Annotated in this window: 26 protein-coding genes; 20 read left to right on the forward strand and 6 right to left on the reverse strand. The window is 53.1% G+C overall.

Features of this window, described 5'->3' with window-relative positions; genetic code table 11:
* The first annotated feature begins 11 nt into the window (after positions 1-11).
* The 12 genes from lptE (at position 12) to lipA (ending at position 11,120) form a co-directional block, all read left to right on the forward strand.
* Entirely contained in the window at positions 12-548 is a 537-nt protein-coding gene (gene lptE / locus NC856_RS04495; protein ID WP_264089231.1) for an LPS assembly lipoprotein LptE, read from the forward strand.
* Complete coding sequence (gene holA / locus NC856_RS04500) at positions 545-1,570, forward strand: DNA polymerase III subunit delta (protein WP_264089232.1); 1,026 nt, start codon at positions 545-547, stop codon at positions 1,568-1,570. The genes lptE and holA overlap by 4 nt, the downstream gene beginning before the upstream one ends.
* A complete protein-coding gene (gene nadD / locus NC856_RS04505; RefSeq protein ID WP_264089233.1) occupies positions 1,537-2,226 on the forward strand; it encodes a nicotinate-nucleotide adenylyltransferase in 690 nt (229 codons plus the stop codon). The genes holA and nadD overlap by 34 nt, the downstream gene beginning before the upstream one ends.
* Before the next feature lie 202 nt (positions 2,227-2,428).
* Complete coding sequence (gene rsfS, locus NC856_RS04510) at positions 2,429-2,746, forward strand: ribosome silencing factor (protein ID WP_113864675.1); 318 nt, start codon at positions 2,429-2,431, stop codon at positions 2,744-2,746.
* Position 2,747: 1 nt separating this feature from the next.
* The gene (gene rlmH / locus NC856_RS04515) at positions 2,748-3,218 is read left to right on the forward strand and encodes a 23S rRNA (pseudouridine(1915)-N(3))-methyltransferase RlmH (protein WP_264089234.1); all 471 of its coding nucleotides are present in this window, start codon (positions 2,748-2,750) and stop codon (positions 3,216-3,218) included.
* Positions 3,219-3,253: 35 nt separating this feature from the next.
* On the forward strand, positions 3,254-5,158 hold the full coding sequence (mrdA, locus tag NC856_RS04520; RefSeq protein ID WP_264089235.1) for a peptidoglycan DD-transpeptidase MrdA: 1,905 nt from the start codon (positions 3,254-3,256) through the stop codon (positions 5,156-5,158).
* Positions 5,159-5,167: 9 nt separating this feature from the next.
* The gene (gene mrdB / locus NC856_RS04525; RefSeq protein ID WP_264089236.1) at positions 5,168-6,280 is read left to right on the forward strand and encodes a peptidoglycan glycosyltransferase MrdB; all 1,113 of its coding nucleotides are present in this window, start codon (positions 5,168-5,170) and stop codon (positions 6,278-6,280) included.
* Positions 6,281-6,294: 14 nt separating this feature from the next.
* Positions 6,295-7,353 carry an endolytic peptidoglycan transglycosylase RlpA gene (rlpA, locus tag NC856_RS04530; RefSeq protein WP_264089237.1) on the forward strand — a complete coding sequence of 353 codons (1,059 nt, stop codon included), beginning with the start codon at positions 6,295-6,297 and terminating at the stop codon, positions 7,351-7,353.
* Positions 7,354-7,545: 192 nt separating this feature from the next.
* A complete protein-coding gene (dacA, locus tag NC856_RS04535) occupies positions 7,546-8,757 on the forward strand; it encodes a D-alanyl-D-alanine carboxypeptidase DacA (RefSeq protein ID WP_264089238.1) in 1,212 nt (403 codons plus the stop codon).
* A 105-nt stretch (positions 8,758-8,862) separates the two neighbouring features.
* Positions 8,863-9,126, forward strand: a complete 264-nt coding sequence (ybeD, locus tag NC856_RS04540; protein WP_264089239.1) for a DUF493 family protein YbeD — start codon at positions 8,863-8,865, stop codon at positions 9,124-9,126.
* Positions 9,127-9,236: 110 nt separating this feature from the next.
* Complete coding sequence (gene lipB / locus NC856_RS04545; RefSeq protein WP_264089240.1) at positions 9,237-9,926, forward strand: lipoyl(octanoyl) transferase LipB; 690 nt, start codon at positions 9,237-9,239, stop codon at positions 9,924-9,926.
* A gap of 228 nt (positions 9,927-10,154) precedes the next feature.
* Positions 10,155-11,120: a lipoyl synthase gene (lipA, locus tag NC856_RS04550; RefSeq protein ID WP_264089241.1), complete on the forward strand. Its 966-nt coding sequence runs from the start codon at positions 10,155-10,157 to the stop codon at positions 11,118-11,120.
* An 80-nt stretch (positions 11,121-11,200) separates the two neighbouring features.
* On the opposite strand, the gene tatA is transcribed toward lipA, so the two are convergent.
* Positions 11,201-11,395, reverse strand: a complete 195-nt coding sequence (gene tatA, locus NC856_RS04555) for a Sec-independent protein translocase subunit TatA (protein ID WP_264089242.1) — start codon at positions 11,393-11,395, stop codon at positions 11,201-11,203.
* A 307-nt stretch (positions 11,396-11,702) separates the two neighbouring features.
* Between tatA and crcB the strand changes: the two genes are divergently transcribed.
* Positions 11,703-12,086 (forward strand): fluoride efflux transporter CrcB, encoded by a 384-nt coding sequence (crcB, locus tag NC856_RS04560; protein ID WP_264089243.1) that lies wholly within the window; start codon positions 11,703-11,705, stop codon positions 12,084-12,086.
* 80 nt (positions 12,087-12,166) lie between these two features.
* On the opposite strand, the gene cspE is transcribed toward crcB, so the two are convergent.
* Entirely contained in the window at positions 12,167-12,376 is a 210-nt protein-coding gene (cspE, locus tag NC856_RS04565) for a transcription antiterminator/RNA stability regulator CspE (RefSeq protein ID WP_009113827.1), read from the reverse strand.
* 418 nt (positions 12,377-12,794) lie between these two features.
* On the opposite strand from cspE, the gene NC856_RS04570 reads away from it, so the two are divergent.
* The 3 genes from NC856_RS04570 to NC856_RS04580 are packed head-to-tail and all read left to right on the forward strand — an operon-like array spanning position 12,795 to position 16,218.
* Entirely contained in the window at positions 12,795-13,844 is a 1,050-nt protein-coding gene (locus tag NC856_RS04570) for a Fe(3+) ABC transporter substrate-binding protein (protein ID WP_264089244.1), read from the forward strand.
* Complete coding sequence (locus NC856_RS04575; protein WP_264089245.1) at positions 13,828-15,516, forward strand: ABC transporter permease; 1,689 nt, start codon at positions 13,828-13,830, stop codon at positions 15,514-15,516. Before NC856_RS04570 ends, NC856_RS04575 begins: the two co-directional genes overlap by 17 nt.
* 12 nt (positions 15,517-15,528) lie before the next feature.
* Complete coding sequence (locus NC856_RS04580) at positions 15,529-16,218, forward strand: ABC transporter ATP-binding protein (protein ID WP_264089367.1); 690 nt, start codon at positions 15,529-15,531, stop codon at positions 16,216-16,218.
* Positions 16,219-16,458: 240 nt separating this feature from the next.
* On the opposite strand, the gene ypfM is transcribed toward NC856_RS04580, so the two are convergent.
* Positions 16,459-16,518 (reverse strand): protein YpfM, encoded by a 60-nt coding sequence (gene ypfM / locus NC856_RS04585; RefSeq protein ID WP_264089368.1) that lies wholly within the window; start codon positions 16,516-16,518, stop codon positions 16,459-16,461.
* 233 nt (positions 16,519-16,751) lie between these two features.
* Between ypfM and NC856_RS04590 the strand changes: the two genes are divergently transcribed.
* Genes NC856_RS04590 through NC856_RS04605 form a run of 4 tightly spaced genes read left to right on the forward strand, consistent with a single transcriptional unit; the run spans position 16,752 to position 19,123 of the window.
* Positions 16,752-17,129 (forward strand): ArsC family reductase, encoded by a 378-nt coding sequence (locus NC856_RS04590; protein ID WP_264089246.1) that lies wholly within the window; start codon positions 16,752-16,754, stop codon positions 17,127-17,129.
* Position 17,130: 1 nt separating this feature from the next.
* Entirely contained in the window at positions 17,131-18,258 is a 1,128-nt protein-coding gene (gene dapE, locus NC856_RS04595) for a succinyl-diaminopimelate desuccinylase (protein ID WP_264089247.1), read from the forward strand.
* Positions 18,255-18,929 carry a M15 family metallopeptidase gene (locus NC856_RS04600; RefSeq protein ID WP_264089248.1) on the forward strand — a complete coding sequence of 225 codons (675 nt, stop codon included), beginning with the start codon at positions 18,255-18,257 and terminating at the stop codon, positions 18,927-18,929. Before dapE ends, NC856_RS04600 begins: the two co-directional genes overlap by 4 nt.
* Before the next feature lie 2 nt (positions 18,930-18,931).
* Positions 18,932-19,123, forward strand: coding sequence for a YpfN family protein (locus NC856_RS04605; protein ID WP_264089249.1), 192 nt, complete (start codon positions 18,932-18,934; stop codon positions 19,121-19,123).
* A 42-nt stretch (positions 19,124-19,165) separates the two neighbouring features.
* Here the strand turns inward: NC856_RS04605 and ypfH are convergent, their stop codons facing one another.
* The 3 genes from ypfH to NC856_RS04620 all read right to left on the reverse strand — a co-directional run bounded on the left by ypfH (position 19,166) and on the right by NC856_RS04620 (position 22,524).
* Entirely contained in the window at positions 19,166-19,798 is a 633-nt protein-coding gene (gene ypfH / locus NC856_RS04610) for an esterase (protein ID WP_264089250.1), read from the reverse strand.
* A gap of 196 nt (positions 19,799-19,994) precedes the next feature.
* Complete coding sequence (locus NC856_RS04615) at positions 19,995-22,055, reverse strand: tRNA(Met) cytidine acetyltransferase TmcA (protein WP_264089251.1); 2,061 nt, start codon at positions 22,053-22,055, stop codon at positions 19,995-19,997.
* A gap of 16 nt (positions 22,056-22,071) precedes the next feature.
* The gene (locus NC856_RS04620; protein ID WP_264089252.1) at positions 22,072-22,524 is read right to left on the reverse strand and encodes a DUF441 domain-containing protein; all 453 of its coding nucleotides are present in this window, start codon (positions 22,522-22,524) and stop codon (positions 22,072-22,074) included.
* Positions 22,525-22,531 lie beyond the last annotated feature (7 nt).

Consider the following 22,531-nt stretch of genomic DNA (forward strand, 5'->3'; position numbering starts at 1 on the left):
AAGGAGGAACTGTGCGACATCGTCTATTCACGTTGTTGCTGGGGCTGGCGGTGTTAATCACCGCTGGCTGCGGTTATCACCTGCGCGGTACGACGCAAGTCCCCGCGCAGCTACAAACACTGGTGCTGGACAGCACTGACCCCTATGGCCCGATGACGCGTGAGGTGCGTGAACAGCTACGCCTCAGCGACGTGAAAATTGTCGATGATGCGACACGGCAGGATATTCCTTCCCTGCGCATCATACACGCATCCGAATCGAAGGATACCGTGTCGATTTTTCAGGACGGCAAAACAGCGGAATACCAGATGGTGTTGACGCTGCGGGCACAGGTACTGATGCCGGGTGATGATATTTATCCGCTCAGCGTAACGGTGTACCGCACCTTCTTTGACAACCCGCTGACCGCGCTGGCCAAAGATGCCGAGCAGGATATTATACGTCAGGAAATGCGAACTCAGGCGGCCCAGCAACTGGTACGTAAATTACTGACCGTCGAAGGCAGGCAGCCGCAGACGGCTTCAGCCCCCGCTTCCGATCGTTCATGATTCGGCTCTACCCGGAACAACTCGCCGCGCAACTCCATGAGGGGTTGCGCGCCTGTTATCTGATCTTCGGTACGGAACCGCTTCTTCTGCAAGAAAGTCTGGATAGTATCCGACGTGCCGCGCAGCAACAGGCATTCAGCGAACATTTCAGCTTTTCTCTCGATAACCACACCGACTGGGACGCCATTTTCAGCACCTGTCAGGCGCTCAGCCTGTTCGCATCCCGTCAGACACTGCTATTGATCCTGCCGGAGAACGGGCCGAATGCGGTTATAGCTGAAAACCTGATCAAGCTGTCTGCATTATTGCACCCGGATATTTTACTGATGCTGCGTGGTCACAAGCTGACCAAAGCACAGGAGAATAGCGCCTGGTTCAAAGCGTTAGCGAAAGACAGCGTATACGTTAACTGTCTGACGCCGGAACAGGCGCACCTTCCCCGTTGGGTGGCGCAGCGCGCCAAATCCATGAAGCTGACGTTGGATGACGCGGCAAGTCAGTTGATTTGTTACTGCTATGAAGGCAATCTGCTTGCCTTATCGCAAGCGCTGGAACGCCTGGCCTTACTTTATCCCGATGGTAAGCTCACCCTGCCGCGCGTGGAAGATGCAGTCAGCGATGCCGCTCATTTTACCCCTTTCCACTGGCTGGATGCGTTGCTGGCGGGTAAAGGCAAACGCGCCCTGCACATCTTGCAGCAACTCCGTCAGGAAGACTGCGAGCCGGTCATACTGTTACGGACCTTGCAGCGTGAACTGCTCTTGTTGTTGACGCTGAAACGGCAAATGGCGAAAACGCCGTTGCGCGGCTTATTCGACCAGCATAAAGTTTGGCAGAATCGTCGTGATTTGTTGACGCAGGCGCTTCAGCGATTGACGCCGTTACAATTACAGCAGGCTATTCATTTGCTGGCGCAACTGGAAATAACGTTGAAGCAGAATTATGGTCAGTCCGTGTGGGCGGAGTTGGAAACGCTGGCCATGATATTATGCGGCAAAACCTTGCCGGAAAGTCTGATGTGATGAAACAAGCCGCGCCCGCTCCGCTGACCGCATTTTTTGGCGGCACCTTCGATCCGATCCACTACGGACACCTGAAACCCGTCACCGCGCTGGCGAAAATCGCCGGATTAAACCAGATCGTGTTGCTTCCCAACAATGTTCCGCCTCATCGTCCGCAGCCTGAAGCCAGCCCGCGGCAACGGCTGCGTATGGTTCAGTTGGCGGCGGAAAACGATACGTTGTTTTCCGTTGATGACCGCGAATTACAGCGCCAGAAACCGTCCTATACCATCGATACGCTGGAAACGCTGCGTCGTGAGAAAGGGGCTGATACCCCGCTGGCGTTTATTATTGGGCAGGATTCCCTGCTGACATTGCATCAATGGCACCGCTGGCAAGATCTGCTCAGCGTTTGTCATCTGCTGGTCTGCGCCCGTCCCGGCTATCGCTCGACGTTGTCCACGCCCGAACTTCAACAATGGCTGACATCCCATCGCACCCAAGATGCGCAATCACTGCATCAGCAAACGCACGGACAGATCTTTTTGGCCGATACGCCATTGGTTACTATTTCAGCTACGTCAATACGTCAACGGCGTCAAGCCGGTCTTGATTGCCGCGACTGGCTACCGCCCGCGGTACTGAATTATATCAATGAGCACGGGCTGTACCGGTAAACGACGCAGGCGCCGCCATTCCGTTTCTCTCTCGGCGCTTTATACCACTCGCAGGCGGCGCGTGGTATACTCCGCCGCTGGTTTCAATCACAGGGAAAAACCGATAATCCTCTGCGATTCGGCAGCCCAAACGGGCTTTCCATACTATTTCAGCGCCATAAGCCATCCATCGCTATCGGATGCCGGCAACCAGGGGGAACCTTTGCAAGGTCAAGCACTCCAAGAATTCGTCATTGACAAGATAGATGATTTAAAAGGTCAGGATATCGTGACCTTGAATGTACAGGGTAAGTCCAGCATCACCGACTATATGGTTATCTGCACCGGCACCTCCACCCGCCACGTCGCCTCCATTGCCGATCACGTGGTTCAGTCTTCGCGGGCCGCCGGATTGATTCCATTTGGCGTGGAAGGCGAGAATATTTCCGACTGGGTCGTTGTCGATCTGGGCGATGTGATTGTACATGTGATGCAAGAGGAAAGCCGCCAGTTGTACGAACTGGAAAAATTGTGGGGCTAGCATGAGACTGCAACTGGTTGCCGTCGGCACCAAAATGCCTGACTGGATACAAACTGGTTTTATGGATTATCTGCGCCGCTTTCCCAAGGATATGCCGTTCGAGCTCGTTGAGATCCCAGCCGGTAAACGGGGCAAAAATGCCGATATCAAGCGCATTCTTGAGCGGGAAGGCGAGCAAATGCTGGCGGCGGTGGGTAAAGGTAATCGTATAGTGACGCTGGATATTCCCGGCACGCCGTGGGAAACCCCGCAGTTGGCGCAGCAACTGGAACGCTGGAAACAGGATGGACGTGACGTCAGCCTGCTGATCGGCGGCCCGGAAGGACTGGCGCCGGAATGTAAAGCCGCCGCCGATCAAAGCTGGTCGCTTTCGCCGTTGACGCTGCCTCATCCACTGGTGCGTGTGCTGGTCGCTGAAAGCCTGTATCGGGCCTGGAGTATTACCACTAACCATCCTTACCATCGGGAGTAAGGCGATACGATGAAACACGTGAAATAAACCGCTGGATGAAAATAGAACGTAAACCCTTTCGTGATTATACGGCTGAGTCGGCCCTGTTCGTGCGGCGCGCTTTAGTGGCGTTTCTGGGCATTTTGCTGCTCAGCAGTGTGTTGATCGCCAATCTTTATCATCTACAGGTTTTACGTGTCGATGACTATCGTACTCGCTCCAATGAAAACCGCATTAAGCTGGTTCCCATCGCGCCCAGCCGCGGCATTATTTATGATCGCAACGGCATTCCGCTAGCGCTGAACCGGACCATCTACCAGTTGGAACTGGTGCCGGAAAAGGTGGAAAACCTGCAAGCCACGCTGGATGCGCTGAAACCCATTATCGATTTGACCGACGATGATCTGGAAAGCTTCAAAAAAGAGCGTAAGCGTTCCCGCCGCTTCACTTCCATTCCGGTCAAAACCGCATTAAGCGATTTGCAGGTCGCCCGCTTCGCCGTCAACCAATACCGTTTCCCCGGCGTTGAAGTCAAAGGCTACCAGCGTCGCTATTATCCCTATGGTTCCGCACTCACCCACGTCATCGGCTATGTTTCCAAAATCAACGACAAAGATATTGAACGGCTGGGCAAAGAGGAAAAACTTGCGGATTACGCGGCGACGCATGATATCGGCAAGCTGGGTATCGAGCGTCATTACGAGGATTTACTGCACGGAAAACCCGGTTATGAAGAAGTCGAAGTCAACAACCGTGGACGGGTTATCCGTCAATTGCACGAACAGCCGCCGCAAGCCGGAAAAGATATCTACCTAACGCTGGATCTCAGCCTGCAAATATACATTGAGAAACTGCTGGCAGGCAGCCGTGCCGCCGTTATCGTCACCGATCCGCGCGACGGGGGGATTCTGGCGATGGTTTCCACGCCCAGCTATGATCCCAATCTGTTTGTCGAGGGGATCTCAAGCAAAGACTATAATCAGTTACGCACTGATCCCAATCGTCCACTGATCAATCGGGCGACACAGGGCGTTTATCCACCCGCTTCAACGGTGAAACCCTATATTGCGGTTTCCGCGCTGACCGCCGGGGTGATCACCACCAACACCACGCTGTTCGATCCCGGCTGGTGGCAGTTGCCGGGTTCGGAAAAACGCTTTCGCGACTGGAAAAAATGGGGACATGGTCGCCTTAACCTGACCAAGTCGCTGGAAGAATCCGCGGATACGTTTTTCTATCAGGTTGCTTATGATATGGGGATCGATCGTCTGGCGGAGTGGATGCAAAGATTTGGCTATGGCGCCAGAACCGGCATCGACATTTCTGAAGAAAGCGCGGGCAATATGCCGACGCGGGAATGGAAACAGCGCCGTTTCAAAAAACCCTGGTATCAGGGGGATACGATCCCGGTGGGGATCGGCCAGGGATATTGGACGGCAACGCCGATACAGATGAATAAAGCGCTGACCACACTGATTAATGACGGACAGATCAAAACGCCCCATCTGCTCTACAGCACCAGAGAGAATGGCGTAATTGTGCCGTTCCGTCAGGCAGAGCATCAACAGATTGGCGATATTCACTCTGGTTACTGGGAAGTCGCGAAAGACGGTATGTACGGTGTCGCCAATCGTCCCAATGGCACCGCGCGTAAAAGTTTTGAAGACGCGCCTTATAAAATCGCCGCCAAATCAGGTACGGCGCAGGTTTTCGGCCTGAAAGAGAACGAAACCTATAATGCGCAAAAAATTGCGGAACACCTGCGCGACCACAAACTGATGGTCGCCTTCGCCCCCTATAGCGATCCGAAGGTCGCGGTATCGATTATTCTGGAAAACGGCGGCGCAGGCCCCACGGTGGGTACGATTACCCGACAGATCCTGGATCACATTCTGTTAGGTGACAACACGACTGACTTACCGAGCGAGCCTCCCGCGCCGCCGGGTATTGAGAGCGAGTAACAGACATTCATGACCGATAGCCCACAAAAAGGCTCGATCTGGAGCAAAATCCACATCGATTTCCCCTTCCTGATCTGCATCCTGGCGTTGCTGGGCTACAGCCTGTTCGTCATGTGGAGCGCCAGCGGACAAGATGTGGGCATGATGGAACGCAAGATCGTGCAGATTGTGCTGGGGCTGGTTGTCATGATCGTCATGGCGCAAATTCCACCGCGGGTGTATGAAGGTTGGGCGCCTTATCTTTATGTGTTTTGCGTCCTGCTGCTGCTGATGGTCGATATCTTCGGGCAAATCAGTAAAGGCGCGCAACGCTGGCTGGATCTGGGTTTTGTCCGTTTTCAACCGTCGGAGATCGCAAAAATCGCCGTGCCGTTGATGGTGGCGCGGTTTATCAACCGCGATATGTGTCCGCCTTCTCTCAAAAATACCGGTATCGCGCTGGTGCTGATTTTCACGCCCACCTTGTTGGTGGCCGCCCAGCCGGATCTTGGCACCTCGATCCTGATCGCCGCGTCCGGGCTGTTCGTGCTGTTTCTGGCTGGCATGAGTTGGCGTCTGATTGGTATCGCCGTGCTGTTGCTGGCGGCTTTTATCCCCATACTGTGGTTCTTCCTGATGCATGATTACCAGCGATCTCGCGTTATGATGCTGCTCGATCCCGAAAGCGATCCGCTCGGCGCCGGTTATCATATTATTCAGTCGAAGATTGCCATTGGCTCTGGCGGTCTATCTGGCAAAGGCTGGCTACAGGGCACGCAATCTCAGCTAGAATTCTTACCGGAACGTCATACCGATTTTATCTTTGCGGTACTGGCGGAAGAACTGGGATTGATTGGCGTGTTGATTTTGCTCGCCATGTACCTGTTCGTCATTATGCGTGGACTGGTTATCGCCGCTAACGCGCAGACCTCATTCGGACGGGTGATGGTTGGCGGCCTGATGCTGATTTTATTCGTCTACGTTTTCGTCAATATCGGGATGGTCAGTGGTATCCTGCCGGTCGTTGGCGTGCCTCTGCCGCTGGTCAGTTACGGCGGTTCGGCGCTTATCGTTCTCATGGCGGGATTTGGTATCGTGATGTCGATACATACTCACCGCAAGATGCTATCCAAAAACTTATAACTCCGAGGTGAGCAATGCGTAAGGATTGGCTTTGGATTGGCGCCATGAGTCTGGCGCTTTCCGCGTGTAGCGTCACGGAACAACAATCGGCCCCGCCGGTTAGCTCCGTTTACAGCGGTCCGGTGGAAGAGATTGGCGGCGTGGAACCGCGTTATGAACCCTATAATCAGGGTACCTTGCAGGACTACAGGCTCAAAGGCAAGACGTATAAGATTATCCAGAATCCGCAAAACTTCAGTGAAACCGGACTCGCGACCTGGTATGGCGAAGAAGCCAGCGGCAACCGGACCGCGATTGGCGAAGTGTTTGATCCAAACGCGTTGACCGCGGCACATCCAACGCTGCCGCTCCCCAGTTATGTCCGTGTCACCAACCTGAGCAATGGCCGCCGTCTGGTGGTCAGGGTGAATGATCGCGGCCCTTTTACGCCGGGCAGAATCATCGATCTGTCCAAAGCGGCGGGCGATCGGTTGAATATCTCCAACAACACCAAGGTCAAAATCGATTTTATCCATGTTGCGCCTGACGGCACGCTGTCCGGCCCCGGCGCCATTGGAACCAGCGTCGCCAAACAAAGCTTTGCGCTCCCTGACCGCCCCAACTTTGGTTCCAGCGGACTCGGCACGCCAATGACAGAAAGCCAGCCCGCGACACAGACGACGCAACCGGTCGGCAATAACACGCCGGCAACTCCGGCAAACACGACGCCAGACAATCCCTCATCGCCTTCCGGCGGCTTCCTGGGCGCGCCATCCGCACTGCCCGCCGGTATTATCGAAACCACGCCGCCGACGCTATCGTCTGCAGCGGCCCCGGCGAGCACGCCATCAGACACGCGTGGCGGCTATGTTGTTCAGGTAGGCGCGCTAAGCGATGAGCAACGAGCGCAGACCTGGTTGCGTAGTCTGAGCGAACGTTTCAAGGTAACAGGGAAAGTGAGCGCCAACGGCGGGCTTTATCGCATTCAATTGGGGCCATTCCAAAATCGCCAGCAAGCGACTGAACTTCAACAACGTTTATCAGTCGAAGCTCAGCAGCAATCCTTTATCACTGCCGCACCCGATACACTTTAGCAAGCGCCTGAACCGTATGCCAAACCAGGCGGCAAGGCTCGTCGCCACCGATATTCACGCGCGGGAGCGGGTTGAGAATATCCCGCGCCTTTCGCAAAATCGCGTAACGTAATGTCTGGTGCCTGCCTATTTCTCATCTGCTATAGTGTGACTCGTTTTTAACTTATACCCACGGATGTTGTTGTTCCAATCATGAATACTGTAAACACGTCTCGTTTTACTAAACGTTCTGCGCTTGGCATTCTGCTCGCCATCAGTGCATCTTCTTTTGCTTATGCCGATGATTTCAATCTGAAAACGATGATCCCCGGCGTGCCGCAAATTGATGCGGAATCCTATATCCTGATTGATTACAACTCCGGGAAAGTGCTGGCGGAAATGAATGCCGACGCGCGTCGCGATCCGGCCAGTCTGACCAAAATGATGACCAGTTATGTTATCGGCCAGGCGATAAAGTCAGGGAAGATCACTCCGAACGATATCGTTACCATCGGTAAAGATGCCTGGGCCACCGGTAACCCGATTTTTCAGGGTTCATCACTGATGTTTTTGAAACCGGGCGATCGCGTGCCCGTTTCCCAACTGAACCGCGGCATTATCCTGCAATCCGGTAATGACGCCTGCGTTGCCATGGCCGACTATGTCGCCGGCAGTCAGGACGCATTCGTTAATCTGATGAATGGTTACGTGAAAGCGCTTGGTCTGAAAAACACCAATTTCGAAACTGTACATGGTCTTGATGCGCAAGGTCAGTTCAGTTCAGCCCGTGATATGGCGCTGATCGGTCAGGCGCTCATCCGCGATGTGCCGGATGAATACGCCACCTATAAAGAGAAAGAATTCACCTTTAATAATATCCGGCAGACTAACCGCAACGGTTTGCTGTGGGATAGCAGTCTGAACGTGGACGGCATCAAAACCGGTCATACCGCGGCCGCAGGCTACAACCTGGTGGCTTCCGCGACGGAAGGCCAGATGCGTCTGATCTCAACGGTGATGGGTGGACGTACCTTCAAAGGCCGTGAAGCGGAAAGCAAGAAATTGTTGACCTGGGGCTTCCGTTTCTTTGAAACCGTCGCGCCGCTAAAAACCGGTAAAGAGTTCGCCGCCGAACCAGTCTGGTTCGGCGACAATGACCGGGTGGCGCTGGGCGTTGAAAAAGACGTTTATCTGACCATTCCACGCGGACGGATGAAAGATCTGAAAGCCAGCTATGTGCTGGATAATACGGAACTACATGCGCCGCTGGCCAAAAATCAGGTCGTAGGTTCAATCAACTTCCAACTGGATGGTAAAACCATCGACCAGCGTCCGTTGGTTGTCATGAACGAAGTGAAAGAGGGCGGTCTTTTCAGCCGCATGATCGACTACATCAAACTGAAATTCCATCACTGGTTCGGTTAACCCCTCTTGCAAGGGGACAAATTATCCCCATATAAATGTTGTCGCATACTCCCGCCCTTAGCGGGAGTTATAATTTATACACTCGCAACACACTCTGGAGCGCAGATGAAAACCAAATTAAACGAACTGCTTGAATTCCCCTGCCCTTTTACTTACAAAGTGATGGGATTGGCGAAACCAGAGTTGGTCGATCAGGTCGTTGAAGTGGTGCAACGTCATGCGCCCGGCGACTACACGCCACAAGTCAAACCCAGCAGCAAAGGGAACTACCATTCGGTTTCCATCACCATCACGGCAACACATATTGAGCAGGTGGAAACGCTGTACGAAGAACTGGGCAACATCGAAATTGTGCGAATGGTGCTGTAACGCTTCCATGCGTAACTCACCTCTTCGTCTGCGGGCATAATGCTGCGGGAAAACGTGCTTAGTGCGTTTCCCGCCGTTATAATCCTCTCCATCCTTTCCTTAACCTGAAGATGACGCATTTGCTACAGGATAAGATCGTCATACGCCAATTCGACGTACAACCTTACGAACCCGTTTCGCTGGCGATGCATAAGTTCACCGACCTGCGCGACGCGCAAACACTGGACGAAATCTGGCTGGTGCAACACCCACCGGTATTCACACAGGGTCAGGCGGGTAAAGCGGAACATGTTCTCACCCCCGGCGACATCCCTGTCATTCAGAGCGACAGAGGCGGACAGGTCACCTACCACGGTCCCGGCCAGCAGGTGATGTATGTTCTGATTGATTTGAAACGGCGCAAATTGGGTGTTCGCCAACTGGTGACATCAATAGAAAATACAGTCGTGGCTACGCTGGCGCATTTTCACATTGATGCCCACGCGCGTGCCGATGCGCCGGGCGTATATGTTGGTGAACGCAAAATCTGCTCGCTGGGGCTGCGGATCCGCAAGGGATGCGCTTTTCATGGGCTGGCGCTGAATATTGCGATGGATCTGTCGCCGTTTCTGCGCATTAATCCCTGCGGCTATGCCGGTATGCAGATGGCCCAGCTTAGCGAGTTGGCGCCCAGTGTTACGCTCGAAGATACCGCGCCGGTTTTGGTGAGTACATTCATGCAACTGTTGAACTACCGTGAGCAAGTACTTATTCACTGGGATATAACGACACAAGGTGAACCGCTCCCGATAAGCCATTGAAAAGGGCGCGGGTTCGGCGCTGGCGGTTTTGAATAAGCCGTGGAATAGACGATTAATCACATTTTATTTACATAATTTCTTCATTTTGATTGCTCAAAAGCTGATTGTCGTCAGGCAAAATGATATAATTTTTAGAGTTTTTTAAAAAAAATTTTAATGAAACATATAATCCTTTGAATTTATACAATAAATTCAGAGAAACGATTCAGAACTGGAACTTACGCAAACATGAGTAAACCGATTCAGATCGAGCGCGGCGTAAAATACCGCGATGCCGATAAAATGGCGCTAATCCCAGTGCGTACTGTGGTAACCGAGCGACAGGAAATTCTGCGCAAGCCTGAATGGATGAAGATTAAACTTCCGTCTGACTCAAGCCGTATTCAGGGTATCAAAGCCGCGATGCGTAAAAATGGGCTGCACTCGGTTTGCGAAGAAGCCTCCTGCCCCAACCTGGCGGAATGTTTTAATCACGGCACGGCAACATTCATGATCCTGGGGGCGATTTGTACGCGCCGCTGCCCTTTCTGCGACGTTGCTCATGGCCGCCCTATCGCCCCCGATGCCAACGAGCCGGAAAAGCTGGCGCAAACCATTCATGATATGGGGCTGCGCTATGTGGTGATCACCTCGGTTGATCGTGATGATCTGCGCGACGGCGGCGCCCAACACTTTGCCGATTGCATCAGTGCGATCCGTCGTAAGACCCCCAATATTCGTATCGAAACGCTGGTGCCGGATTTCCGTGGTCGTATGGATCGCGCTCTGGATATTCTGACTGTCACGCCACCGGATGTATTTAACCACAACCTGGAAAACGTGCCGCGTCTTTACCGTCAGGTTCGCCCTGGCGCCAACTACGACTGGTCTTTGAAACTTCTGGAGAATTTCAAGAACGCTCACCCGGATATTCCAACCAAATCCGGTTTGATGGTCGGACTGGGCGAAACCAATGCGGAAATTGTCGATGTCATGCGCGATCTGCGCCGCCACGGTGTCACTATGCTGACGCTGGGACAATATCTGCAACCCAGCCGTCACCACTTGCCTGTGCAGCGTTATGTCAGCCCGGAAGAATTCGATGAGATGAAAGGCGAAGCGATGGCGATGGGATTTACCCATGCCGCCTGCGGCCCGTTTGTTCGCTCTTCTTACCATGCCGATTTACAGGCAAAAGGGATTGAAGTGAAATAACGCGTTTATACTTAGTTACACATATTGTGTGGATAATCAAACGGACGGCTCTGCCGTCCGTTTGATTTTGTTGCAATCGGTTAAGGCTTTTTACGGGACGTTTCGCTCAACGCCTCCGCATCGCTTTTTACCGCCTGATCGTCGCTCATGGCTTTCTTGAACCCTTTAATCGCCGCTCCCAGATCGCCCCCCAGACTGCGCAGTTTATTTGTGCCGAACAGCAGAACGATCAATGCAACAATGACCAATAGTTTGGCAATACTGATACCTTCCATATCTACCTACCTGATGACAAATGCCGGAGAAACCCGGCGAACGGATAACCGTCCTCTTATGTAAAAACCTTCCGCTATGCAACACAATCGCCATCTGTAACAAATTAAGACGCCTCAGCGGTTCCTTTTAATTCGGTTTATAACTTTTGTAATCAGTGGAACTACAGAAATAACGCGGTAGAGCGTAGACTTCTTCCATAACCGCCTTCGGCTAACAATGATGTCTGCGCATACCCAGAAGAGGGATGTAACTTCTCGCACGGCATTCTTCAAACCTGCTTAAGCTTTGAAAAAATAATAGGTATCTATGTTTAGTACTATATTTGCTGTATTTCTGGGGGGCGGACTAGGAAGCGTCGCTCGCTGGCAGTTAGGGGTGAGGTTTAACGGCGCGCACCCGGCATTGCCATTTGGTACGCTGTTCGCCAACCTGATTGGCGCTTTTATCATCGGCGGCGCGCTGGCCTATTTTGCGCGACACCCCAGCCTCGAACAGCATTGGAAAATGCTTATTACAAGTGGGCTATGTGGCGGATTAACCACTTTCTCAACCTTTTCAGCGGAAGTAGTAATGTTTCTGCAAAACGGTCATTTGGCCGCAGCGGGTTTACATGTGTTATTGAATCTGGCGGGATCGTTTTTGATGACCGCTCTGGCCTTTGCTTTAGTTACCTGGATGGCAGCCCCCTAAAATGCTACGGTAACGTAAGAGACTGGAATACCGCCATAAAAAAACCCGCCTTAAGGCGGGTTTTCAAGAAATCGGTATAATTAAATAGCGATAACGTTAGCAGCAGATGGACCTTTCGCGCCGCTGGTGATTTCAAACTCTACACGCTGACCTTCAGCCAGAGTTTTAAAACCATTGCTTTGGATGGCGGAGAAATGCACGAATACGTCTTTGCTGCCATCTTCTGGAGTAATGAAACCGAACCCTTTGGATTCATTAAACCACTTAACGCTACCTTTAATCTTAGACATCAAACTTACCTTTAACATGGATGAAAGACACAAAATCTGTGTCACGTACAGTACAGCAATAGATGGCTCATTTGTCCAGTTGAAGATAGATAAAATTTGATAAAAATAGCGCGTGAACTAAAAGGCAGATAACTTTTTATATTATGCCTGACTCAGACGGGTCGTTTCCGAGCTATTGACCACCTTTTATGATATCGATTTTCAACTTGAAAACACCAAGCACGCTCGACGAAATGCATTTAAAAGCCGCCTGCTTTATTTATCGAAAAATTAAAACGCGCATCTTTTCCAGATAGTTTACAGGCGCAATTGAAAATAAGAGTGATTATCATATATAGTTTTAATCGCCTTGCGAAATGTCACGCTCATTGACTCTTACTCCGTCAGCAAGCCCTTCAATTCTGGAGAATATAACAACATGCCAACCCTACATTCCTCATCACTTAGCCGCAAGCTACGCCTGCTGGCTGTGGCATCATCACTGTTCGCCGCATACTCCCTCCCGGCTTCCGCCGCGGAGTCACTGACGCTCTATACCACACGGGAGCCGGGTTTAATCCAGCCGTTGCTTGATGCATTTACTAAAGACAGCGGCGTGAAAGTGAATACTGTTTTCATTAAGGACGGTATGCTTGAAAGGGTAAAAGCAGAAGGTGAAAACTCCCCCGCCGACCTCCTGATGACGGTTGATGCAGGCAATCTTATCGATCTGGTGGAAGCGGGCGTCACCCAGCCCGTACAATCCGCCACATTGAATGATGAGATCCCTGCTAACCTCAGAGATAAAGATAACCAGTGGTTCAGCCTTTCTATGCGGGCCAGAGTCCTTTACGCAGAAAAAGCATTGCCTCTGACCAATATCACTTATGAAGACCTGGCCGACCCGAAATGGAAAGGCAAAGTGTGCGTGCGCGCAGGGCAACATCCCTACAACACCGCCCTTATCGCAGCCATGATTGCTCATCATGGTGAAGCGCAAACCGAAACCTGGTTGCGCGGTCTCAAAGCAAACTTGGCCAGAAAAGCAACCGGCGGCGATCGTGATGTCGCCCGCGATATCCTTGGCGGAATCTGTGATATTGGACTGGCAAACTCCTATTATGTCGGTCATATGAAAACCGCGAAAGAAGGCAGCGATGCACGCAAATGGGGTGATGCGATTAAAGTCATCAAGCCTGAATTTAGTGAAGGCGGAACACACGTCAATATCAGCGGAGCATCTGTGGCACGTTATGCCCCGAATAAAGAACAGGCCGTGAAGCTATTGGAGTATCTCGTTTCCGCCCCAGCACAACAGTTGTATGCACAGGCTAATTATGAATATCCTGTGCGCAAAGGCGTCATGCTTGATCCCGTCATCGGCAGCACCATTGGTGAACTGAATGTCGACAAGATCCCACTGACGGAAATAGTTAAATACCGTAATCAGGCCAGCAAACTGGTAGATAAAGTTGGCTTCGATCAATAAAACGGAGTCTTCACAGACGCGCGGCTTCTGCAACAGACCGCGCGTTCTGTTTTCCCCCCTCAGAATAGCGGCGATTGTGATTGCCCTGGGCGTCATCACGCCAGTGGCTTCACTACTTTGGTTAGCCGCGGGCGCGGGATTGGGTCATTGGGAACACCTGATGAGCTACGTTCTTCCCGATGCCACCCTCAATACCCTGATTCTGCTTATTGGCGTTGCGGCAATGGTGATTGTCATCGGCGCCGGTTGCGCCTGGCTAGTCACCGCCTTTCACTTTCCTGGCAGACAGTTGCTCAGTTGGGCCTTACTGCTGCCGCTGGCGATGCCTACTTACATCGTGGCATTTGCCTGGCTCGATCTGCTTCATCCGATCGGTCCTATTCAAGAAGTCATCCGCTATATACTCGGTTACGCCAGCCCGCGTGAATTCCGGCTGCCTGATTTGCGTTCAATGGGAGGAGCGATACTGCTGCTGGGTTTGGTGCTTTATCCTTACGTTTACCTGACCATGCGCGCTATGTTCATCAGCCAGCCCGCTCATTTACTCGAAGCAGCACGCACGCTGGGGATGAGCGCGACAGGCACGTTCTTTCACGTTGTGCTTCCCATGGCAAGACCGGCTCTCGCCGTAGGCGTCAGTCTGGCGCTGCTGGAAACACTCAATGATATCGGCGCGTCTGAGTTTCTCGGTGTGAATACGCTGACAGTTACCGTTTACACCACCTGGGTCACCCGTTCCGATTTACCTGCCGCAGCGCAAATTGCCTGCACCATGCTGGCCGGGGTCATCATCCTGTTGACGCTGGAATATTACGGCAGAAAGCACCAGCGTTATGGCATCAGCAGGCATATGCGCGGTATCACGCCTGTTCGTTTAAAAGGAGGCCGAGCCTGGCTGACTACCTGCGTCACCGCACTGCCCATTCTACTGGGATTTGTTGCGCCAGCCCTTTTTTTGGCCTGGGAAAGCGCCAGAAGGCTGAATGATGGCGCCAGGCTTTCAGCCAGTTTAATACAATCATTGCAAAACTCCCTGATGCTGGCCGCTGGCGTCACGCTGGCGGTGATCCTCGTGAGTCTGATTGTTGCCTGGTATGCCCGCCATTCAGCCGTGACAAGCCGGACATTTGAACTACGCCGCACGCTGCTGAGGATCTCATCATTGGGTTATGCCGTCCCCGGCACGGTGCTGGCGATTGGCCTATTAACCCCGGCAATGACAACGGACAAATTTTTAGCCGGGCTGATGGGTTATCAGGGGCTTCCCCTGCTTTCCGCTGGTATTGTGCTGGTCGTCTGTTGCTCCATTCGTTTTATGGCGATCGCGATAGGTTCCCTGGATGCTGGGCTGACACGCATCCCACCGGTAATGGAACAGGCCTCACGCTTATTGGGCGAGAGCGAACTGATGACATTCTGCCGCGTTCATCTGCCGCTATTGCGACCGGCGCTGGTCACCAGCATACTTCTGGTATTTGCTGATGCCATGAAAGAGCTTCCCGCCACATTGTTGTTGCGGCCAGTGAATTTTGAAACGCTAGCTACCGTATTGTATGCAGAGGCCGCCAGAGGCACTTATGAAGAAGGCGCCATCGCTGCCCTGCTGATTGTCATGGCCGGGACGTTACCCGTCGTCATGCTGGCCCGCAGTCAGCTAAAAACATCAATATAAGGGAGACGAATGTTGTCTGACGCCACCTTGCTTCTGAACAATGTGCATGTATCTTATGGGCCGTCACATCGCCCCCACCTCGTGCTCAATGGGTTTTCCATGAAAATAGCCGCAGGCGAGTTAGCGTGTTTATTGGGCGCTTCCGGCTGCGGTAAAACGACGGTATTGCGCACCATTGCCGGTTTTGAGCATTTATCGCAAGGCAGTATTGATGTCGGTGGAAACTGCGTCGCCGGACCAGGCATTCATCTGCCCCCGGAGAAAAGAAAGGTGGGGATGGTTTTTCAAGATTACGCATTATTCCCTCACCTGACTGCCGCCGAGAATATTGCCTTTGGGCTGAGAAAACTGCCGAAAGATATTCAACACGAACGAGTCAAGGCGATGTTGGCGCTTATCGAACTGAGTGAACTGGCGCAGCGCTACCCCCATGAGCTTTCCGGCGGGCAGCAACAACGTATCGCATTAGCCAGAGCAATGGCGCCTGAACCTGCCGTTCTGTTATTGGATGAACCACTGTCCAGCCTTGATCCAGACAGCCGAAAACGACTGGGACAAGATGTACGCGATATTCTGCATGCGGCGGGACAGACGGCGTTGCTGGTTACCCACAGTGAGCAGGAAGCTGAGATGATGGCGAGCTTTATCGGCTATCTGAAAGCGGGTTGTCTTCAGTCACAAAAGACGGTCAACAGCAAGTAGCGCAAGCGCGCAGTTCCCTATTTCTCTGTTAAAACAGCCCTGAAACAGATTAATGTCACAAATAAAAAGGAGAAAAGTCGTAACAAGCTGATCTGAAAGAAAAAGGATAATAGCCTCTTTTATTTGCTCAGGTTTCCTCATTTTGGAGCAAAAAAAAAGCAGTATTGATGTCACTCAATGCTGCCTATTTCGTTAGCGATTTTGTTCCGGGTTTGCAATGACTGGCATAATATTTAATTATTATTTACGTAACATTGCTTCGATAAAATCTTTCCAATTACCCACTTCTACTTCTATCATGCGAACCTCTCGGTCATTAATGGCGACATATTATACGCACATTTTTTAATCAGCAGAAATACTTCTGAAAGTATAAAAAGCATACAATCCCTCATTCCCGCTTTTTAGTTCACTGTAGATCTCACCGCGCTTTTTCGGCATGCTGGATTATCACGATATCAGGCTCATCATTCCACGCTGCGCCGTTCAACGACCATCATCCAACTTAATAAACAGAAAGGATTTTAGTAACAATGACGCTGACCATGTATGGCATTAAAAACTGCGACACCATAAAAAAAGCCCGTCGGTGGCTGGAAGAACAACAGATTGCTTACCACTTTTATGATTATCGTGTGGATGGCTTAGACGAAACGCGCCTGCAACATTTTATTGATCTCATCGGCTGGCAACCGCTTATCAACACGCGCGGCACCACATGGCGTAAACTGAGCGAAGCGCGGCGCGACCTCATCAGCAGCAATACCGAGCAGAGTGAAGCGGCAGCGAAAGTCCTTATGCTTGAACAACCCGCGGTGATCAAGCGCCCCTTGCTGGTGGCAAAAAATGAAAAAACGCTGCTTGGTTTTAGCGCCGAGAGCTATCAGGAATTTATTGCGGAGAACAAATAACGTGTCTTGCCCGGTCATCGAACTCGCTCAACAACTGATCAAACGCCCGTCCCTCAGCCCCCATGATGAAGGTTGTCAGTCACTGATGATTGAACGCCTGCAAGCCATCGGCTTCACCATCGAACCCATGAATTTTGGCGATACGCTGAATTTCTGGGCATGGCGCGGCACCGGGAAAACCCTGGCGTTTGCCGGACATACCGATGTCGTCCCCAGCGGTGACGAAAGCCGCTGGCAGCATCCGCCTTTCGAACCGACTATCCGCGACGGTATGTTATATGGCCGAGGCGCCGCCGATATGAAAGGTTCGCTGGCCGCGATGGTGGTGGCGGCGGAACGATTTGTTGCCGCCAATCCCAATCATCAGGGACGTTTAGCCTTTCTGATCACCTCGGATGAGGAAGCCAGCGCCGTAAACGGCACGGTCAAAGTGGTCGATGCGTTAATGGCGCGCGACGAACGGCTCGATTATTGTCTGGTCGGCGAGCCATCCAGTACCAATGTGGTCGGCGACGTGGTGAAAAACGGTCGCCGTGGTTCCATCACCGCCAATGTGCGGGTACAAGGCGTGCAAGGTCATGTCGCTTACCCGCATCTGGCGGATAATCCCGTACACCGCGCCATGTCCGCGCTGCATGAACTGGTGGCGACGGAATGGGATCAGGGGAATGCATTTTTCCCGCCAACCAGTATGCAGATCGCCAACATTCATGCCGGCACCGGCAGCAACAATGTGATCCCAGGGGAGTTATCGGTACAATTCAATTTCCGTTTCAGTACGGAACTGACGGATGAACTCATCAAACAGCGTGTTGCGGACCTGTTTGATCGTCATCAACTGAACTACACTATCGACTGGAATCTTTCCGGTCAGCCATTTCTGACCGCTCGTGGCGAACTGGTTGATGCGGTGGTGAATGCCGTAGAACATTACAACGAAGTGACACCCACACTGCTGACCAACGGCGGCACATCCGACGGACGTTTTATCGCTCGCATGGGGGCGCAGGTCGTGGAACTCGGCCCGGTTAACGCCACAATACACAAAGTGGACGAGTGCGTCAGCGCGGCGGACTTACAGTTATTAAGCCGGATGTATCAACGCGTTATGGAGCAACTAATCGCATGATGACGCATGCCATGCTAACCGGTAAAAGCGACAGTCATCTGGCCACGTTAAGTGGCCGTCATCGTCTGCACCCTGACACCATCACCGCATTTCAGGCGATGCAGCAGGCGGCAGCCAGGGCCGGGTTTAATCTGCAACCGGCCAGCACCTTTCGTGACTTTGAGCGCCAACGTTTAATCTGGAATGGAAAATTCACCGGCGAGCGCCCGGTAATCGGCCATGATGGTCAACCATTGGATATCCTGACGTTGAATGAAGGCGATCGCTGCAAGGCGATTTTACGCTGGTCCGCGATGCCCGGCGCCAGCCGACATCACTGGGGCAGCGACCTGGATATTTACGACCCGGATTTATTGCCTGAGGGCAAAAAGCTCCAGTTGGAGCCTTGGGAATATGAGGAAGGCGGTTACTTTTCGTCGCTAAATGTTTGGTTGAGCGAGCATATGCACGAATATGAATTCTATCGTCCGTATGCGCACGATCTTGGCGGAGTCGCAGCAGAACCCTGGCACATCAGCTATTATCCACTGGCGCAGTATGCGGAAGAACAGCTTACCTCAGAGATTATCCGCTCGGCATGGCAAGGCGAAGATATCGAAGGTTCTGAGTGGTTATGCCAACATCTGCCCCTGCTGTTTACCCGTTTTATCCATAATGTTGATGGAGCTTAATTATGGCATGGCTGGCTGACTACTGGTGGATAATCCTGATTATCCTGATAGGCATGTTGATCAACGGCATTAAAGAACTGCGCAATGTTGATCACACTGGCTTTTTACTCAATAAACCGAAACTTCCCCCCCATCGCGACAATAACGATAAATGGGATGATGAAGACGATGACTGGCCGCGGAAAAAACCCTGATGTCTCCATCATCAGGGTGTCGGAATAACGCTTTTCGCCCGTTTATGCCATCATGCCTTGCCGTAAATACCCCAGCGCATGATTCAGCATGTGTTCATTAATACCATGCCCGACGCCGGGTAAGGTATCCAGCGTGAAATGGGTTCCCAACGCCTCAAAGCACTGAGCGGCGGCGCGGGCATGTTCTACCGCGACCACGCCATCCGCTTCGCCGTGAATCAGATGTACCGCGACATCCTTAAACACGTTGTCGGGCAACACGGCAAAACGTCCGCTGAAAGCCACAATCTGTCCGGCGAGTTGCGGTGCGGATTTTAATGATTCCAGCGACATAATGCTGCCTTGCGAGAAACCAATCAGCGCCGTATGGGTGAAATCCACCCCACTTTTCTGTTGCCAGAAACGGACGGTTTCCACAAACAGTGGGACAGCTGGTTCAACGCGCGCTTGACGGTTTTCTTCCGTCACGCCTTGTACGGAAAACCACTGCCGCCCGTCCCCATATCCGGTGCTGAACGGCCCGCCAATGCTGACCACCAGCGCATCAGGAAACGCCGCGGCGAAATAGCGGCCAATCGGCGCCATGCCGCCCGCCGTATCGCCGACGCCATGAAAAAGTAAAAAAAGCTGTTTTGGCGTCGTGGGGTTTTGTACAACAATATATTGCTGATTCACTCTGTTTCTCCTGCAAGCACCGCTGCGTGATGGATATCGGCAACGGCCCGGTCATGATATTTGATATTCACTATACGCCACGCGTCACAGGGATAAATCGGGATTTATTGAATGAGATGTTCCATTTTTTGCAACAAACCGGTGAAGAAATCAGGATGTTAGCAACATCGCGCCGGCGTTATTTTCGCTTATTCCATCAACCCGCCGCCGGTCCCAACAGCGCCCAGTCGCGCCAATACGTATAAGATGCAATATCCGCATCATGCAGTGCGGCGGCGGTTTCCTCACGCCACTGCCGTAATAACGCCTTTTTCCCCGATAAGCCGGACAGGGTTGTTGACGACGCTTCATCAAGCGATTTTTCAATCAGCAGACGCAATGTCGGCAACGCCAGCCGGGAACAATAAACCAACCGGCACAACGCCGCGTAACAAGACGCCATCGGGCGGCTGGCAAACGCGAATCCGGCTAATGTACGCCAGTCCTGCTCATCCAGCCCGGTGCTCTCATCCAGCGGCAGCGATAAATCAAGCGGAATGATGCGCCGCAGCCAACCCCAGTCCCGCGCCAGTTGTCCCCCCCCTTGTTCAACGCATAGCCGCCCCGCGTGACTCAGGGGAAACAACGCCATCGCATTGTAACAGCCGCTGCTGGCCTCAAGATGGCTGCCGATACGCACCAGTTGAAAGCCACATGACTGCCAGAACGCCGATAAATCCGGCTGATAACCAAAACTGACGGACAGATAATCCAGCCCCTGCGTCTGAGCCACGCGTTTTTGTTCTTCAATCAACGCGCGCCCAATGCCTTGCCGACGGTACGGCGCGGTGATGGCGATACGGCTAATACGCTGCGCCCGCAACATCGGCGCGTACCATAATCCGCCATGCGCCGCCAGCGACTGCGCCACCAGGTTTCCGCGAGGACGCCGCACCCCGGCCCAAACCGCATGCGCCAGTTCCGCGCATAACCCGCCCTCATCCACCATCCACAGCACACCGCTTACCTCTCCCGATGCGCGGGCGCTGTATACATGCATTCCGGGCGCATCCAGCAAGCGGCGCAGATCCAGCGGCGAGGTACGATAATGGGCGCTGCACAATAACGCGTAGCACTGCCGCATCCGCGACGGCTGACGCAGCCAGTCATCGGGTTGCTCTTCCGTGATGTCCCATGAAGAAATCGATTCGCCAGTCGCGCCGTTCGTCTGGTTTTGTGCATGGGGTAGCGGTTCAGCGAACAACAGCGCATTATCCAGCACTCGTTCCAGCGGATCGTGATGCGCCCAACGCAACGGTTCGTCCAGCGTAAATGCCTGCCACTGCGGTAAACCCGCACAGAACTTCAGCAGAAACCCGCGTCCGGTGCCTTCATATCCCTGCACGGTGGTCGTCATCAGGATGCGGGGAAAATAGCTGAGCAGCGCGTTCAGGAGCGGCGACGGGATCGCCGCAGCTTCATCAATCAACAGCCAGTCAATCTGCGGCGGTGGATTGAGACGGCAATATTCCAGCAGCGCATCAGGTGCCCAGAAGCGGACATCAGAGCGCGCATAGTGCTGGAGCACCGCCGTCGCCGAACGTGACGGCGCGGTTATCCAGCAGGGGCCGGCACAGCGTTGCGTCAACATGCCTGCCAGCGTCGATTTTCCCCGTCCGCGCGGCGCGGTAATCACATAAACGCCCCGCCGGGCGGCGAGCAGCCGGGCCAGAATATGTTGTTGTCCGGCGGTAGGTTCTCCGCTGACGGGCCGCCAGTCGGGTCGTCGGGTCAAGGGTTTGATCGTCAACGCCTGCCCCTGACGCCAGATCACGACCTCATCATCCGCGAGCAGATGGCGCTGGAAATGCTGAATAAATCGCGGTGCGGCGATCGGCTGCGCCTGTTCGCTCCAGCGTAGGCTGTCTTCATCCGGCAAGTGCCGCCACGTCTGCCACGGTGGAACCAGCAACAATAGCCAGCTTCCCGCCTGAAGCGTCCCGGACAACATCGCCAGCGCCTCGACATCCAATCCATTACGGGCATCAAACACCACATGGCCCAGTTCATGCCCAAGCCGTGTTCGAACTTTACCTGCCGCTAATGAGTTTACGCCTGCCGGCGCACGCTCGCTCAGCCATAGCCAGTCGCCCCCGGCAAGCGCTGTGAGGGACAACGCCTGAGCCACACTCCACTCCTGCTCGCCGCTCAGTACCAGCAAGCGGCGAACACCATAGCGGCGTTGCTGAGATTGACTGCTTAAAAAGTCACGGAACATGCCACTCACCGCGAGCTCAGTTCTTGCCGATCAGCAGAGACAGCAGACCGGCGGCGATTAATGGCCCGACAGGAACCCCGCGAAACAGGGCGACGCCCATCACTGTGCCAACCAGCAGCCCCGCCACCACCGAAGGCTGGCTGCTCATCAGGGAAACACCGCGCGCACCCAACCACGACACCGCGACGCCAATCAACATCGCCAGCAGAGATTTCCAATGCAGGAACGCGTTCATCACCTCGCTGGCGCTGATTTTTCCGCTGGCGATAGGCGCCATAACGCCAATAGTGAGTATGACGATCCCTATACTCAGGCCGTATTTTTCCACCCACGGAAAATAGGTATTCAGCGGTGTAATGCGCACTGCCAGTAAAACCAGGATCGCCAGCGTCACCGTCATGTTATGGCTGATAATACCCAGTGCGGCCAGCGCCAGTAAAATTAACAACGTCGGATCAAAATAGGCCATGAAAAGT

It is taken from the genome of Brenneria izbisi (genome assembly GCF_025840185.1).
Classification (GTDB): Bacteria; Pseudomonadota; Gammaproteobacteria; order Enterobacterales; family Enterobacteriaceae; genus Brenneria; species Brenneria izbisi.

Coding starts and splice junctions, on each gene's coding strand:
- mrdA (WP_264089235.1), top strand. CDS start 3,254: ATGAAAATAGAACGTAAACCCTTTCGTGATTATACGGCTGAGTCGGCC.
- lipA (WP_264089241.1), top strand. CDS start 10,155: ATGAGTAAACCGATTCAGATCGAGCGCGGCGTAAAATACCGCGATGCC.
- NC856_RS04570 (WP_264089244.1), top strand. CDS start 12,795: ATGCCAACCCTACATTCCTCATCACTTAGCCGCAAGCTACGCCTGCTG.
- dacA (WP_264089238.1), top strand. CDS start 7,546: ATGAATACTGTAAACACGTCTCGTTTTACTAAACGTTCTGCGCTTGGC.
- NC856_RS04605 (WP_264089249.1), top strand. CDS start 18,932: ATGGCATGGCTGGCTGACTACTGGTGGATAATCCTGATTATCCTGATA.
- rlmH (WP_264089234.1), top strand. CDS start 2,748: ATGAGACTGCAACTGGTTGCCGTCGGCACCAAAATGCCTGACTGGATA.
- cspE (WP_009113827.1), bottom strand. CDS start 12,376: ATGTCTAAGATTAAAGGTAGCGTTAAGTGGTTTAATGAATCCAAAGGG.
- rlpA (WP_264089237.1), top strand. CDS start 6,295: ATGCGTAAGGATTGGCTTTGGATTGGCGCCATGAGTCTGGCGCTTTCC.
- NC856_RS04615 (WP_264089251.1), bottom strand. CDS start 22,055: ATGTTCCGTGACTTTTTAAGCAGTCAATCTCAGCAACGCCGCTATGGT.
- NC856_RS04590 (WP_264089246.1), top strand. CDS start 16,752: ATGACGCTGACCATGTATGGCATTAAAAACTGCGACACCATAAAAAAA.
- NC856_RS04620 (WP_264089252.1), bottom strand. CDS start 22,524: ATGGCCTATTTTGATCCGACGTTGTTAATTTTACTGGCGCTGGCCGCA.
- crcB (WP_264089243.1), top strand. CDS start 11,703: ATGTTTAGTACTATATTTGCTGTATTTCTGGGGGGCGGACTAGGAAGC.
- NC856_RS04600 (WP_264089248.1), top strand. CDS start 18,255: ATGATGACGCATGCCATGCTAACCGGTAAAAGCGACAGTCATCTGGCC.
- mrdB (WP_264089236.1), top strand. CDS start 5,168: ATGACCGATAGCCCACAAAAAGGCTCGATCTGGAGCAAAATCCACATC.
- holA (WP_264089232.1), top strand. CDS start 545: ATGATTCGGCTCTACCCGGAACAACTCGCCGCGCAACTCCATGAGGGG.
- lipB (WP_264089240.1), top strand. CDS start 9,237: ATGACGCATTTGCTACAGGATAAGATCGTCATACGCCAATTCGACGTA.
- tatA (WP_264089242.1), bottom strand. CDS start 11,395: ATGGAAGGTATCAGTATTGCCAAACTATTGGTCATTGTTGCATTGATC.
- ybeD (WP_264089239.1), top strand. CDS start 8,863: ATGAAAACCAAATTAAACGAACTGCTTGAATTCCCCTGCCCTTTTACT.
- nadD (WP_264089233.1), top strand. CDS start 1,537: ATGCGGCAAAACCTTGCCGGAAAGTCTGATGTGATGAAACAAGCCGCG.